The sequence below is a fragment of the Neobacillus rhizophilus genome (assembly GCF_018343535.1).
GTDB classification, from domain to species: domain Bacteria; phylum Bacillota; class Bacilli; order Bacillales; family Cytobacillaceae; genus Neobacillus; species Neobacillus rhizophilus.
Window position 1 is genome coordinate 856,261 of the sequence record NZ_JAGYPF010000005.1, and the last position, 13,530, is coordinate 869,790.

13 protein-coding genes and 1 rRNA gene are annotated in these 13,530 nt (G+C 41.9%); 12 read left to right on the top strand and 2 right to left on the bottom strand.

Features of this window, described 5'->3' with window-relative positions:
* Window positions 1-83 precede the first annotated feature (83 nt).
* The 6 genes from KHA99_RS27300 to mug all read left to right on the top strand — a co-directional run bounded on the left by KHA99_RS27300 (window position 84) and on the right by mug (window position 5,506).
* Window positions 84-779, top strand: coding sequence for a response regulator transcription factor (locus tag KHA99_RS27300; protein WP_213120623.1), 696 nt, complete (start codon window positions 84-86; stop codon window positions 777-779).
* The gene (locus KHA99_RS27305; protein ID WP_213120624.1) at window positions 757-2,181 is read left to right on the top strand and encodes an ATP-binding protein; all 1,425 of its coding nucleotides are present in this window, start codon (window positions 757-759) and stop codon (window positions 2,179-2,181) included. Before KHA99_RS27300 ends, KHA99_RS27305 begins: the two co-directional genes overlap by 23 nt.
* A gap of 140 nt (window positions 2,182-2,321) precedes the next feature.
* On the top strand, window positions 2,322-3,620 hold the full coding sequence (locus KHA99_RS27310) for a S1C family serine protease (RefSeq protein ID WP_213120625.1): 1,299 nt from the start codon (window positions 2,322-2,324) through the stop codon (window positions 3,618-3,620).
* Window positions 3,621-3,662: 42 nt separating this feature from the next.
* Window positions 3,663-4,079: a hypothetical protein gene (locus KHA99_RS27315; protein WP_249366911.1), complete on the top strand. Its 417-nt coding sequence runs from the start codon at window positions 3,663-3,665 to the stop codon at window positions 4,077-4,079.
* Window positions 4,080-4,326: 247 nt separating this feature from the next.
* On the top strand, window positions 4,327-4,914 hold the full coding sequence (locus KHA99_RS27320; RefSeq protein ID WP_213120627.1) for a YitT family protein: 588 nt from the start codon (window positions 4,327-4,329) through the stop codon (window positions 4,912-4,914).
* Between the two features lie 85 nt (window positions 4,915-4,999).
* Window positions 5,000-5,506 (top strand): G/U mismatch-specific DNA glycosylase, encoded by a 507-nt coding sequence (gene mug / locus KHA99_RS27325; protein WP_213120628.1) that lies wholly within the window; start codon window positions 5,000-5,002, stop codon window positions 5,504-5,506.
* A 31-nt stretch (window positions 5,507-5,537) separates the two neighbouring features.
* Here the strand turns inward: mug and KHA99_RS27330 are convergent, their stop codons facing one another.
* Complete coding sequence (locus tag KHA99_RS27330) at window positions 5,538-7,385, bottom strand: terpene cyclase/mutase family protein (protein WP_249366913.1); 1,848 nt, start codon at window positions 7,383-7,385, stop codon at window positions 5,538-5,540.
* Between the two features lie 101 nt (window positions 7,386-7,486).
* On the opposite strand from KHA99_RS27330, the gene KHA99_RS27335 reads away from it, so the two are divergent.
* From KHA99_RS27335 to KHA99_RS27355, 5 genes are all read left to right on the top strand, one after another.
* Window positions 7,487-8,605, top strand: a complete 1,119-nt coding sequence (locus tag KHA99_RS27335) for a DUF2515 domain-containing protein (RefSeq protein ID WP_213120630.1) — start codon at window positions 7,487-7,489, stop codon at window positions 8,603-8,605.
* The gene (locus KHA99_RS27340) at window positions 8,538-8,984 is read left to right on the top strand and encodes a CBO0543 family protein (RefSeq protein WP_249366915.1); all 447 of its coding nucleotides are present in this window, start codon (window positions 8,538-8,540) and stop codon (window positions 8,982-8,984) included. The genes KHA99_RS27335 and KHA99_RS27340 overlap by 68 nt, the downstream gene beginning before the upstream one ends.
* A gap of 200 nt (window positions 8,985-9,184) precedes the next feature.
* Window positions 9,185-9,625, top strand: a complete 441-nt coding sequence (locus tag KHA99_RS27345) for a peptidylprolyl isomerase (RefSeq protein ID WP_213120631.1) — start codon at window positions 9,185-9,187, stop codon at window positions 9,623-9,625.
* Between the two features lie 103 nt (window positions 9,626-9,728).
* Window positions 9,729-10,514: a divergent polysaccharide deacetylase family protein gene (locus tag KHA99_RS27350; RefSeq protein WP_213120632.1), complete on the top strand. Its 786-nt coding sequence runs from the start codon at window positions 9,729-9,731 to the stop codon at window positions 10,512-10,514.
* A gap of 127 nt (window positions 10,515-10,641) precedes the next feature.
* Window positions 10,642-11,400, top strand: coding sequence for an exodeoxyribonuclease III (locus KHA99_RS27355; protein ID WP_213120633.1), 759 nt, complete (start codon window positions 10,642-10,644; stop codon window positions 11,398-11,400).
* Window positions 11,401-11,460: 60 nt separating this feature from the next.
* On the opposite strand, the gene KHA99_RS27360 is transcribed toward KHA99_RS27355, so the two are convergent.
* Entirely contained in the window at window positions 11,461-11,598 is a 138-nt protein-coding gene (locus KHA99_RS27360) for a hypothetical protein (protein WP_213120634.1), read from the bottom strand.
* 374 nt (window positions 11,599-11,972) lie between these two features.
* Here KHA99_RS27360 and KHA99_RS27365 point away from each other — a divergent pair.
* A 16S ribosomal RNA gene (locus KHA99_RS27365) occupies window positions 11,973-13,522 on the top strand.
* Window positions 13,523-13,530: the final 8 nt, after the last annotated feature.

The window sequence follows — 13,530 nt, forward strand, 5'->3', positions numbered from 1 at the left end:
AGAATAACACTGAAGGTTTGCTATGTTTGCAAATTTGTTTACACTAATAGTATCAAGTTTCTAACTCTGGGAGTTGAGCATTAGTGAAAATATTAGTGATCGAGGATAATAAAAGTGTTTGTTCAATGATTGAAATGTTTTTTGCAAAAGAGGGAATTGAAGGAGTATTTGTCAATGATGGATTAGAGGGATACAACCAATTCAAGAATGGCACATGGGATGCTTTGATTGTTGATTGGATGCTGCCCGGCATGGATGGGGTCACCATATGCCGAAAGATCAGAGAAGAAAAAAATACTGTCCCCATCATTATGCTAACAGCAAAGGACAGCGAGTCAGACCAGGTTCTTGGCCTTGAAATGGGAGCGGATGACTATGTAACTAAGCCGTTCAGCCCGCTGACCCTGATGGCCCGGATTAAGGCAGTAACCCGGCGTGTTCAGGTTCAGGCACCAAAAGATAACGAAGGGGTATTGGAAACAGACCATTTTAAAATCAACAAAACAACTAGAGAAGTAATGGTTGACGGGACTCCGATAACCAATTTGACCCCCAAGGAGTTTGATTTGCTTTTCTATATGGCGGAGCATCCTCGCCAGGTTTTTTCACGGGAGCAGCTGCTTGAAAGGGTCTGGGGGTATCAGTTTTATGGAGATGAACGAACCGTTGATGTGCATATCAAAAGGTTGCGGAAAAAGGTGGAAACTTCGGAGCAGCCATTCTTCCATACTGTTTGGGGAGTAGGGTATAAGTTCGATGACGCGCTTAAAACAGACTAAGTTCCGTTACTTTTATCAACAGTTTAGCAGCCATATCAGCATTATTATTGTAGCGTTTTTACTATTAAGTTTATTATTTGCCCATTATCTTGAAAACCTTGTTTATAGGAACAAGGCGGATGAACTAATTTCCTATGGCAAAGCTATTTTGTCGGATATTAAAGAAAATCCGTATGCAACCGAAATTGTGCTTAATAAATATAGTTCTGTTTTACCCGCCCGGAAAATAAGTTTTAGTTTATTTGATCGGGATGGCAAATTGTATTTAGTTTCTAATCGAGGGCCAGAAATTAAATACCTGCCCCGGGAGGATTGGGAAAGCCTAAAAAAGGGTAAGACGATTATTGTTCAAAGCGATTATAAAAGATTTGACCAGGATGGCGTAACATTTGTCGTTTTACCCTATTTGGAAAACGGGAAATTCTACGGGGGAATCCTGCTCACTTCACCAATTAGCGGTTCCCTCGAAATGATTCAGGAAATTAATAAAATTTTATTGTATACTATTTTGATTGCCTTTGGCGTATCCTTTCTTCAAAGCTGGTACTTATCAAGAATTCATGTAAAAAGGATTCGAAGGCTCCGGGAGGCAACTTCCCAAGTGTCTAAAGGTGACTACAATGTCCATGTTCAATCCTCGAATTATGATGAAATCGGGGAATTAGCAAATGATTTTAATCACATGGTTGATAAAATCAATACCTCTATGGCCGAGATTGAAAGCTTGGAAAACCGCCGGCGTCAATTTATGGCGGATGTTTCTCATGAGATGAGGACACCGCTGACGACCATCAGCGGTGTGATTGAAGGGCTAAAAAACAATATGATTTCTGAAGAGGATAAAGAGAGAGGCATAAACCTAGTCAGTCAAGAGGCAAAAAGGCTGATCCGTCTCGTCAATGAAAATCTCGATTTTGAAAAAATCCGTTCCAACCAGATACAGTTAATGAAGGAAGAAATTGAGCTTTTGGAAGTTCTTGAGATAATACAGGAGCAATTAAGTCTTCAGGCGGAAGAAAAAAACAATCAAATCATTGTCGAGTCGGCACCGGAAGTTTACGTAAAAGCCGATTACGACCGGCTTATTCAAATCTTAATTAATATAACAAAAAATAGTATTCAATTTACAAGAGAGGGAACCATCTGGCTTCGCGGAAGGGAAGAGCCTGACAGCGTTGTTATAGAGGTGCAGGATACCGGAATTGGGATTGATCCTGCTGAAGTGGAAAAAATCTGGCGCCGCTTCTACAAAGCTGATATTTCCAGAACCAGCAACCCTTATGGGGAATTTGGGCTTGGCCTTTCCATTGTAAAACAGTTGGTCCTTCTCCATAATGGTGAAATAAACGTTGCAAGTGAAAAAGGGAAAGGGACAAAATTTATTATTCGTTTTCCAAAATAAACGTCGCGGGAAAATTGCTCCCGCGGCTTTTTTCATAATAATTTCTAAAAGCCGTTAAAGTTTGTTAATAATTTCTTAAAATTTGTCAGGTATAGTAAAGACAAGATAAGAAGTTAACATACTTAAAGGAGAAGATTAAGATGGAATTCAGAGATCCGAATGAAATCAATCAAACTCAAAACGATTCGAATGAAGTGACAAGAATCCAGCCTGAAACGGAGCAAATGAGGACCGCTCCTCCTGTTAAAAGTAAACCAAAAAAAGGTTTTGTAAAAGGATTTGTTTCGACAGTAGCGGCAGGAGTGGTCGGATCTGCATTGACATTAGCAGTCCTGCCGCATACTGATTACTTCCAGAACTATTATCCTGCAGCGGCAAATCAGGACACTAGCAGTTCACAGGCAGCCAAAAGTACGACTTCAACGGTTAGACCGGTGTCAACAAAGTCCACTTCAGATTCTGCTTCTATTGCTGATACAGTGGAGCAGGTCTCAAAGGCGATTGTCGGAATTGTCAATTACCAGCAGCAAAATGATCCGTTTTTCCGTAGTTCAAATTCATCCCAAAGTGTAGAATCTGGATCGGGCTCAGGGGTTCTTTTTCAAAAAAAAGGTGATTTTGCCTACATTGTTACCAATAACCATGTAGTAGAGGGTGCTTCGAAGCTGGAGGTTTCTTTATACAATGGTGAAAAAACGACAGCAGAAGTTGTCGGCACAGATGCCTTGACTGACCTTGCAGTTTTAAAAATAGACGCTAAAAATGTTACGACTACAGTTCAATTTGGCGATTCATCAACCCTCCGTCCCGGCGACCAGGTTTATGCAATCGGAAATCCATTGGGGCTAGAGCTTTCCAGGACTGTAACCCAGGGAATTGTCAGTGCCACGAATAGAAGTATTCCAGTTTCGACATCAGCGGGTGACTGGGAAACCAATGTCATCCAGACAGATGCAGCGATTAATCCTGGGAACAGCGGAGGTGCGCTAATCAATTCTCAGGGGTTGGTCGTTGGCATTAATAGCATGAAAATTTCCGAAAATGGTGTGGAAGGTCTGGGATTTGCCATCCCAAGCAATGATGTTATTCCAATCGTTAATCAACTTATTCAAAATGGAAAAATCGTACGTCCCTATTTAGGGGTTGGACTGGCAGACTTAGATCAAGTTTCGCAAATGTATTGGCAAAGTCTTCCTGAGAATATCACCAAAGGGGTTTTGGTCATGAATATTGATCCAAATTCAGCCGCAGGCAAGGCAGGTTTCCAGCCAAAGGATGTGATTGTTTCCATGAACGGTACAGCAATTGCTAATTCATCTGATTTAAGAAAATATCTTTACTCTAAGGTTAAAGTTGGCGATGAGATTAAATTTGAAATATATCGTGATGGAAAACAGAAAACGTTAACTGCCAAGTTGACGAATAATAATAGCGAATAGATTTAGAAAAAATAAAACCAATAACTTCAAATATGAGGTGATATGGTGAACCGAATTGGAAAATATGCAACAGGCGATTTTGTGGATGATATTGAGCTGCTGAATTTGGTTTTTGAACTCCCTGAGAAGGATAAAATGCTGATGTGGTCTGAAGGCTATATTGACCTTGTGATTGAAAAATTACCTGTATATGCCCGCGACATTTTGGAGAAAAGGATTGAAAAGTGGGAGGATACAAAAGCTTATTTTGAAATTCAGCTTAATGAAATTAAACAAGACCAAGAGTTTTTAGCAAAATTAAAGGGCGAACGGAAGGAGTTCGCTCTTTTTGTCATGAAACGGTATCCAGAGTTTCAATCACTGCTGTTTTTGATATATGATGGAAACCTTAAAGAAAGGGATTTAAGGAAGTTTGTTTATCGGCGAAGATTTAATTCTGGTAAAAAGTATCTCCATTAAAAAGCTTTCTATTGTTGCAGCTGTCAACATAACATGTATGATCAGCCGTTTGTTTAAAGATATAATGCAGGCCCATTGTTTTTATCAGCCATCCGCGGAAGAATGTGAAAGTGTATATTCAACGTTTTAAATGTAAGAGCCATTATGAACGTCGGCTCTTGTTTTTTTACATACGGAATCCCTATGAATGAAGTCCGTTTTTATAACATATAAGTGGTAATAAAGAACTTGGACAAGGGATGACGAGATGCTGAAAAAATGGGCCATAATTGGCTTTGGAACGTCGATGATTGGAATTGGCATTAACGGGTTTATCCTCCCCTTTCATTTAATCAATGGCGGATTTTTTGGAGTTAGTCTGTTGGCCAATTATCTTTGGGACCTAAACCCGGGAATCATATTTATTCTTTTGAATATCCCGGTTTACTTGTTTGCGATTAAGTATGAACCAAACTTTTTTATTGATGGATTAATTGGTGCTATTGTTTCAGGGGTAATGATTCAATTTTGGCTGCCGCTCGGCGGCGTATTTCATATGCCTATCTTAAGCAGTATCATTCTTGGGGCCATCATAATCGGGATCGGTGTAGGCGTAATGCTAAGAAATCATATAAGTCCCGGCGGAATCGACCTGCTTGCTCTGATTATTTCCAAATGGTCAAAGGTGAATGTGGGGTTGATTGCCTTAACCATCGATGGAATGATTATTATTTCAGGCCTGCTGTTATTAAAGGATCCAAAATTCTTGTATTCTTTGGTCATAGTCACGATTATCGGGTTGTTGATTAGCATTATTACCTCGATTCGCAAGATTGATATATCCAAAATTAAATAATTTGTATAAGATGAAGTTTGTCTGAAAGGAAACTGAAAAGGCTATGATAAAATAATAATTTGGTTTTTAAGAAAGGGCTATGATTATGAAACCAGTCAAAGATCGAATAAAGGAAAATTTAGCTGTTTTATTCGTCGGTTTTAATCCCGGGGTCCGCTCAAGTGAAACGGGCCATCATTTTGCAGGGCCCAGCAACCGTTTTTGGAAAATCCTTCATGAAGCAGGCTTGACACAAAGAAAATTGGACCCATCGGAAGGTGATTTATTGCTTGAATTAGGAATGGGTATTACAAATATAGTGGCAAGGCCGACAAAAGCTGCCGCTGAAATTACGAAGGAAGAATTCAAAGAAGGCAGGGAAATTTTAAAACAAAAGATTGAAAGACTGAAGCCTCAAATTGTTTGTTATGTTGGAAAAGGCGTATATCTGGAATACAGCGGCCTGAAAACAGCACCATGGGGGATACAGGAGGAGGCCATTGTGCCGGGGACGGTAGACTTTGTTGCCCCGAACACAAGCGGATTGGTCAGAATGAAGCTCGATGAGATGGTGGAGATTTATCGGGAGCTTGTCAGGCTAGTCGTAAAATAAAACGACGGCTCTATGAGTCCGTCGATTCTAATCATTGGTATTTTTTTTGATAGTGCCTTAGGGCGATAAGCGGAAAGATGTACCGGTAGCTGTGGTAATGGATATAGAAGGCTCCGCCCATTCCCTGTCCTTTTGGATATTCTGTTGTCCAGTCGTCTTTATCTAACGATTCTAATAGATAAGCCATCCCTTTTTGGATGACGGCAGTTGGTTTAGGGGCAAGCGTAATTAAGGCATCAAGTGCCCATGCGGTATGTGTAAGGGTACTGGATTTGAGTGGAATGTAAGTCTTTTGGTAATCGCTGTGACAGGACTCTCCCCACCCGCCATCCGGATTCTGAATGGTTTTTAACCAGTCCGCTGCTTTTTGAATACGTTGGTCCCTTTCTGGTACGTCAACTGCCAGTAATCCGGTGATAGCTGCCCAGGTTCCGTACGTATAGCAAATTCCCCAGCGGCCATACCAGGAGCCGTCTCGCCTTTGGTCTTTCCAAAGCCAGTTGATGCCTTTTTTTATGACAGTGTGGTTTTTAGGCAGATTTGTATAATTACCAAAGAACTCTAATGTTCTTCCAGTTAGATCGGCACATGTCGGGTCCTTTAACAAAAACTCGCCTTTTTCTAACGGCAATAATTTTAACAAATTTGAATCGGTTTTTCTCTCAAAGGCTGGCCAGCCGCCGTCGTCATTTTGCATCGACAAGGTCCAGCTGATTCCCCTCTCCCAAGTTGCTTTTTCAGAGGAGGCAATTCTTGAAAGTGATCTAAGGGAGGCAGTAGTGTCATCCACATCCGGCAGGATTGTATTTATATTTGAAAAGCCCCATCCTCCAGGCAAGCTGTTGGGATTATGAATCACCCAATCGCCAAATTTATGCTGCTGCCTGCTTAACAGGTAACGGTTTGCTTCTGCAACCATGGAGTCTTCCGATGATATTCCTGCAGACTGCAAGGCAAAGCCGATTAAGGATGTATTCCAAACAGTGGCGGTGGTATATTGCATATGTGGGAACCCGTTTATTTCACATTTCATGGACTTTAGTCCCTCGATTGCTTTTGTAATAATTGGGTCCGTTTTTTTGTAGCCCAGCGAGAGAAGGGCGAAAATCATTAAAAATGTACTGCTGTAGTAACTTAAAAATGTTCCGTCCGGTTCAATCCTGTCCAGCATGTATTTTTTTGCTCGTTCAAGTGCTAATTTTTTGAGCTCTTCGGGGATACCAATTAAATTCTCCACTCCCTCTTCGATCAAGGATAACAACGAGCGCCATTCATCCGAGCGAATCCATTGTTCGTCTCCCTCCCGGTGGATGTGCAGGTCGGATAAGTCGGGGGCATTTTTAGCTTTTATCGATAACTTCTTGGAGGCAAGAATCATTATCGGTGTCAAATTAGCACGCCCAAACACAGAAAAGGAATAGAAATTTATCGGGAAGTTAGTCGGCAAAAGAATAACTTCAATCGGCAGTGGTGAAAACGAAGGCCACCTGTATTGGCCAGTTAGAGCTAGCATAATTTTGGTATAAGTACTAACTTCTTTTAGACCGCCATGTGCCAAAATGAATTTTTTAGCTTCCCGCAAATTCTTGTCTTCTTTTGAATAATAACCGGAAAATAGGAGGGCGTAGTACGCATCTAGCGTAGCCGAAACATTTCCTTCTCCTTCATCATAAAAAAGCTTCCAAGCCCCGTTTTTTTCCTGCTTGCTTAAAATTCGTCTGCAAAGACCTTGGATTAATTCTTCATCATGTATCTCCAATGTGCGTAATAAAATGATGGTATAAGCATCCGTTGAAATTCCTGTATCAAAAGGATAATCCCAGGAGCCATCAGGAGATTGGTCTTTTCTAAGCCTGTCAATAATCCAATCGATACCCATTTGTATATCCACCAGCATGGTCACCCCTTTCTCAAGTAAAACTCCTTAGGCTATACATATTCCTATTGTGCAAGGACCATTCACATTGGGGGGGATTTGCCATGTTTTTTTGGAGAAATCGTGACAAACCACCGCTTGAAAGCATCCGGGACGAATTAAAGAAAAAAAGCAAAGGGGCTCCAGCGGTCAAGCTTCCATTAACAGGGAGAGAACGAAATCTTTTAGAAAATATAAAGAACGAAACAGCGAAACATAACCTTAATAATGTGACAAGGACAAAAGCATATCTTGATTTCTATATCCGGTACCCGGATATACAATGGGCGTTTTTGGGTCATATGGTATCGCGGAACGGCGGGTACAACATGACCGACTTAAAAGGGGAATTTTTAACAAGGCTGCTTTCTAAAAAGGAAAGAAAATCATTTTTTTCTTTTTTAGAGAGGGGTAATTGGCTGATTTTTCAGGATGTTTATCCCCAATTTCTGCTTTATGAGGAAAGCCTAAGGCGCGGCAAACCATTGTTTTATATGCTCTCTTATTTAAAAGTTTCAACCTTCATGGAAACGATTTGGAATCATTTCTGGAAAAATCATGACCGCTATATTCATTGTATTGCGATGGTTATTAACGAACAAAGCTATTTGGAAAAAAGGGTGGTCCAAAATCCGGTTTATCAGAAGGAGGTGTTAAATAAGTTTGAATTTATCCTTCAGGACGTACTTTCCTTCAACCATATACTTTTTCCATATGGGGATGGGGGACTGAAGGGCCAGACGCTTCATCAATTTGAATCCCTGCATGAACGGATTTTACTTGGGAAAAAGTTATATTCCGTTCTTTTTAAAAATAAAGATTTTCATAAACAAGCTTTGGAATGGGCAAAATTGCATCCGCATACTGGCTCGCGAAAGGATTATTGGCCGCATCTTTTTAATAATGTGAATGAGGGGACACCCGGCATAGCTTATCCGCTTCGCCTGAAATCTTGCAGGCTTAGGAAGGGAGCGAGAAGATTTTACAGCCCGAATCTTGAAAATGCTTGGAAAAATGTTAGCCAGCCGGAAGCGGAGCTTGGGGATTGGTTTGATGACTGGCGTGTAGCGGATTATTTAGTGGACGATATGGAAATGATGGACGGGGAGATAAGGGATGAATACTGTAAAACACTTGAACGGCTCGAAATCGCTGCTCTTGCCAAAAAGACGATTAACTTTTAAGCATGTGTTGGCTGGCGGTGTGCTCGGCTCATTAATAGGGACTTATTTGGATCTTTATTTTGTAGGGAAGGGAATGTATGAGTTTACGTTTCGCCCGCTAGCGGCCGTTTTTTCCATAAATATCGGGTTTACGCTGGTGGTGCTTCCGATATTGATGGCCGTTTTTTTATATGTGATTGCTGGGTTGAATAAATGGGGAAGGATGGGTGTAATTCTGTTTGTCAGCTTATTGATGCCTATTCTAGAAAAATTAGCTGAGGTTCTTGGCTTGTTTAAGCATACGGTGGAGTGGAAGCATATTTACACTTTTTTTTGGTATCTGTTATTTTTATCAGTGGTAACGGCATTTTTTCAATGGCTGGAAAAAGAAGAAAAATAAAAAAGCCGAGACAAAGTCTCGGCTGCCCCTTCCGTCCGTACAGTGGTTAAGTGTCCCGCAACAAGCGAAATGATCGGAAGGGGTGAGATTATTTTAACACACTCCTGTAAGAAATATAAATGGGCAAATGTGCCAATACTTTCTTTTCTTTGATGAAAAGTGTATGATTAAGATGATTTTTTACATAAGGAGTGTTATATATGGCTAAAAAAGGATACATATTGATGGAAAATGGCGCGAAAATCGAGTTTGATTTATTTCAAAACGAAGCGCCGGGGACAGTTGAAAACTTTGAGAAACTTGCGAACTCAGGTTTTTACAATGGGGTTATTTTTCACCGAGTAATTCCGGGCTTCGTATCTCAAGGGGGGGACCCTACAGGAACAGGAATGGGTGGTCCCGGCTACACTATAAAGTGTGAAACAGAAGGTAATCCACATAAGCATGTACCAGGTTCACTTTCCATGGCTCATGCGGGAAGAGACACTGGCGGCAGCCAATTCTTTATTGTTCATGAATCACAGCCGCACTTAAATGGCGTCCATACTGTTTTTGGGCAAGTAACTTCTGATCTTGAGGCTGTAAGATCAATGAGAAACGGTGACACCATGAAAGAAGTACGCGTTTTTGATGAAGAATAATTTTAACGGGAGAGCTGAATTTTCAGCTCTCTTTTTCATTAGGACTAATAACGTGTAACAAGGGGAAAATATCTTCAATAACTCACATACGGGGGTCTTTATATTGAAGAAATTCGTGATTTTCCTCCTTTTACTATTGGTTCTGCCTATTAATACAAAAGTGATCGCAAAGGAATCAGAGGCAAAACAGCTTAAAGCGGCCATTATTATTGATGACTTTGGGGGCTGCATCAAAGGGGCGAGTGACTTTTTGGAAGGAGATGTACCTATTACAGCTGCAGTCATGCCTTTTACAGATAACTCAAAAAAACACGCAGAATTAGCTCATAAAAATGGCTTTGAAGTCATGATTCATTTGCCGATGGAGCCGAAAAGAGGGAAACGATCGTGGCTTGGACCTAAACCCATTACCGCTGACCTATCCCCAAAGCAAGTAAGAGAACGTGTGTTAGAGGCTGTTAAGAGTGTTCCGTATGCTGTTGGGCTAAATAATCACATGGGTTCGTTGGCTGTGGAAAATGAAAAAATTGTCCGCGCGATTGTAGAGGTAGCCAAAGAAAAAAATCTATATATCGTTGACAGTGGCACTAGCAGCAAATCGAAATTTCCTGAGATTGCAGCCGAAATGGGTGTTCCTCTATTAAAAAATGATGTCTTTCTGGATGATATTACATCCTCCGCGCATGTCCGAAAACAGATGAACCTGCTGGTAAAAAAGACAGAGTTGAAAAGAAAGGCTATTGCGATCGGCCATGTTGGAGTGACTGGGAAAGTCTGCTCGAACGGAATTTTGCAGTCGATGGATGAGTTTAAAAAGAAGAATATCAAAATTGTTCCTGTATCACAGCTTTTTGACTATCAATTAATTGAAAAGAAATTTATCCCCTAAAAAAGGCAGCGATTCGTTGCCTTTTTCCATTTATTTTCTGAACAAAATTCTTTCCGTGTGTCTCCTAAAGCTGATACAATGACCTTTATTAAAAAGAATAAAAGTCATAAGGGAGTAGGATCAATAAATGAAACTAGTTTCTTGGAATGTGAACGGTCTTAGAGCTTGTGTGAAGAAAGGCTTTTTGGAATATTTTCAAGAAGTGGATGCGGATATTTTTTGTATTCAGGAAACGAAATTGCAAGAAGGGCAAATTAGTCTGGAGTTAGAAGGCTATCATCAATACTGGAACTATGCCGTTAAGAAAGGTTATTCAGGTACGGCTGTTTTTACAAAAGCTGAACCGTTATCAGTTAAATATGGAGTAGGACAGGAAGATGATGAAAATGAAGGCCGAATTCTTACAATAGAATTCCCTGATTTTTTCTTGGTCAATGTATATACACCAAATTCCCAGAGAGACTTAGCAAGGTTAGGGTACCGTTTGGATTGGGAGGAGCGGATTCTTCAGCATCTGCAAGAGCTGGATAAGATAAAACCAGTTATCTTTTGCGGCGATTTAAATGTTGCCCACATGGCAATTGATTTAAGGAATCCGAAATCAAATGTAGGAAATTCGGGATTTACAGACGAAGAACGCGCTAAAATGTCAACACTTCTGGAGGCGGGATTTGTCGACAGTTTCCGCCATTTCTATCCGGATAAAGAGGGAGCTTATACGTGGTGGTCATACATGAATAAAGTTAGGGAAAGAAATATCGGATGGCGGATCGACTACTTCATCGTCTCGCAAACTTTATGTGAGCGTATAAAAAATGCCGATATTCACGCCCATGTTATGGGAAGTGATCATTGCCCTGTGTTGCTGGAAATACAACAAGGTTAAGGACCCTAAAAAACACCCTTTGCCAGGAAGAGCTACTTCACTAGCAAAGGGTTTTGAATTTCAAATTTCATTAAGTGGTGTTCCGAGTTCGTCAAATTCCGGTGTCTTATCTGAATCGGTTGAATTGATTAATTGATCTTGAACGCTAGAATCGACGAATTCTTTATCATTTTCTTTTTTCAGTGGATTGGAATTCAAGTTAACAGCCCCTTCCTTGAGAAAAATTACTTAAGTATTTTTTCCTAAGCTGAAGAAAACTAAACGTTTTTAAAAATACTATTTGAAATGAACTTTTATCATAGTTAAAAATAACAGTTGACGAACATTAATTTGAGTAGTAATATAATCATTGTCGCTGATGCGAGATAGTTGGAAGAAAAGTTCTGTTTCATAAATTATCTTGATGTAGGTTGATAAATAGAAGACATTATGTTAATATAAAAAATGCCGCTAATCGATAGATTAGTAGATAGTTCTTTGAAAACTAAACAAACAAAAACGTCAACAAACAATAATATTCGTTTCATTTGAAACGAAGCCAACGTAACATTTTTGAGCTAATCGACTCAACTTTATTGGAGAGTTTGATCCTGGCTCAGGACGAACGCTGGCGGCGTGCCTAATACATGCAAGTCGAGCGAATCACAGGGAGCTTGCTCCCGGTGGTTAGCGGCGGACGGGTGAGTAACACGTGGGCAACCTGCCTGTAAGACTGGGATAACTTCGGGAAACCGGAGCTAATACCGGATAATTTCTTCCCTCGCATGAGGGAAGGTTGAAAGTCGGTTTCGGCTGACACTTACAGATGGGCCCGCGGCGCATTAGCTAGTTGGTGAGGTAACGGCTCACCAAGGCGACGATGCGTAGCCGACCTGAGAGGGTGATCGGCCACACTGGGACTGAGACACGGCCCAGACTCCTACGGGAGGCAGCAGTAGGGAATCTTCCACAATGGACGAAAGTCTGATGGAGCAACGCCGCGTGAGCGATGAAGGCCTTCGGGTCGTAAAGCTCTGTTGTCAGGGAAGAACAAGTATCGGAGTAACTGCCGGTACCTTGACGGTACCTGACCAGAAAGCCACGGCTAACTACGTGCCAGCAGCCGCGGTAATACGTAGGTGGCAAGCGTTGTCCGGAATTATTGGGCGTAAAGCGCGCGCAGGCGGTCCTTTAAGTCTGATGTGAAAGCCCACGGCTCAACCGTGGAGGGTCATTGGAAACTGGGGGACTTGAGTGCAGAAGAGGAAAGCGGAATTCCACGTGTAGCGGTGAAATGCGTAGAGATGTGGAGGAACACCAGTGGCGAAGGCGGCTTTCTGGTCTGTAACTGACGCTGAGGCGCGAAAGCGTGGGGAGCAAACAGGATTAGATACCCTGGTAGTCCACGCCGTAAACGATGAGTGCTAAGTGTTAGAGGGTTTCCGCCCTTTAGTGCTGCAGCTAACGCATTAAGCACTCCGCCTGGGGAGTACGGCCGCAAGGCTGAAACTCAAAGGAATTGACGGGGGCCCGCACAAGCGGTGGAGCATGTGGTTTAATTCGAAGCAACGCGAAGAACCTTACCAGGTCTTGACATCCTCTGACACTCCTAGAGATAGGAATTTCCCCTTCGGGGGACAGAGTGACAGGTGGTGCATGGTTGTCGTCAGCTCGTGTCGTGAGATGTTGGGTTAAGTCCCGCAACGAGCGCAACCCTTGATCTTAGTTGCCAGCATTCAGTTGGGCACTCTAAGGTGACTGCCGGTGACAAACCGGAGGAAGGTGGGGATGACGTCAAATCATCATGCCCCTTATGACCTGGGCTACACACGTGCTACAATGGATGGTACAAAGGGCAGCGAAGCCGCGAGGTGGAGCCAATCCCATAAAACCATTCTCAGTTCGGATTGCAGGCTGCAACTCGCCTGCATGAAGCCGGAATCGCTAGTAATCGCGGATCAGCATGCCGCGGTGAATACGTTCCCGGGCCTTGTACACACCGCCCGTCACACCACGAGAGTTTGTAACACCCGAAGTCGGTGGGGTAACCGTAAGGAGCCAGCCGCCTAAGGTGGGACAGATGATTGGGGTGAAGTCGTAACAAGGTAGCCGTATCGGAAGGTGCGGCTGGATCACCTCCTTTCTAAGGAT

What these genes read in the sequence shown, in the direction of transcription:
- KHA99_RS27340 (WP_249366915.1), top strand. Translation starts at nt 8,538, where the DNA reads ATGAATACTGTAAAACACTTGAACGGCTCGAAATCGCTGCTCTTGCCA.
- KHA99_RS27330 (WP_249366913.1), bottom strand. Translation starts at nt 7,385, where the DNA reads ATGGGTATCGATTGGATTATTGACAGGCTTAGAAAAGACCAATCTCCT.
- mug (WP_213120628.1), top strand. Translation starts at nt 5,000, where the DNA reads ATGAAACCAGTCAAAGATCGAATAAAGGAAAATTTAGCTGTTTTATTC.
- KHA99_RS27310 (WP_213120625.1), top strand. Translation starts at nt 2,322, where the DNA reads ATGGAATTCAGAGATCCGAATGAAATCAATCAAACTCAAAACGATTCG.
- KHA99_RS27320 (WP_213120627.1), top strand. Translation starts at nt 4,327, where the DNA reads ATGCTGAAAAAATGGGCCATAATTGGCTTTGGAACGTCGATGATTGGA.
- KHA99_RS27355 (WP_213120633.1), top strand. Translation starts at nt 10,642, where the DNA reads ATGAAACTAGTTTCTTGGAATGTGAACGGTCTTAGAGCTTGTGTGAAG.
- KHA99_RS27335 (WP_213120630.1), top strand. Translation starts at nt 7,487, where the DNA reads ATGTTTTTTTGGAGAAATCGTGACAAACCACCGCTTGAAAGCATCCGG.
- KHA99_RS27305 (WP_213120624.1), top strand. Translation starts at nt 757, where the DNA reads ATGACGCGCTTAAAACAGACTAAGTTCCGTTACTTTTATCAACAGTTT.
- KHA99_RS27345 (WP_213120631.1), top strand. Translation starts at nt 9,185, where the DNA reads ATGGCTAAAAAAGGATACATATTGATGGAAAATGGCGCGAAAATCGAG.
- KHA99_RS27315 (WP_249366911.1), top strand. Translation starts at nt 3,663, where the DNA reads ATGGTGAACCGAATTGGAAAATATGCAACAGGCGATTTTGTGGATGAT.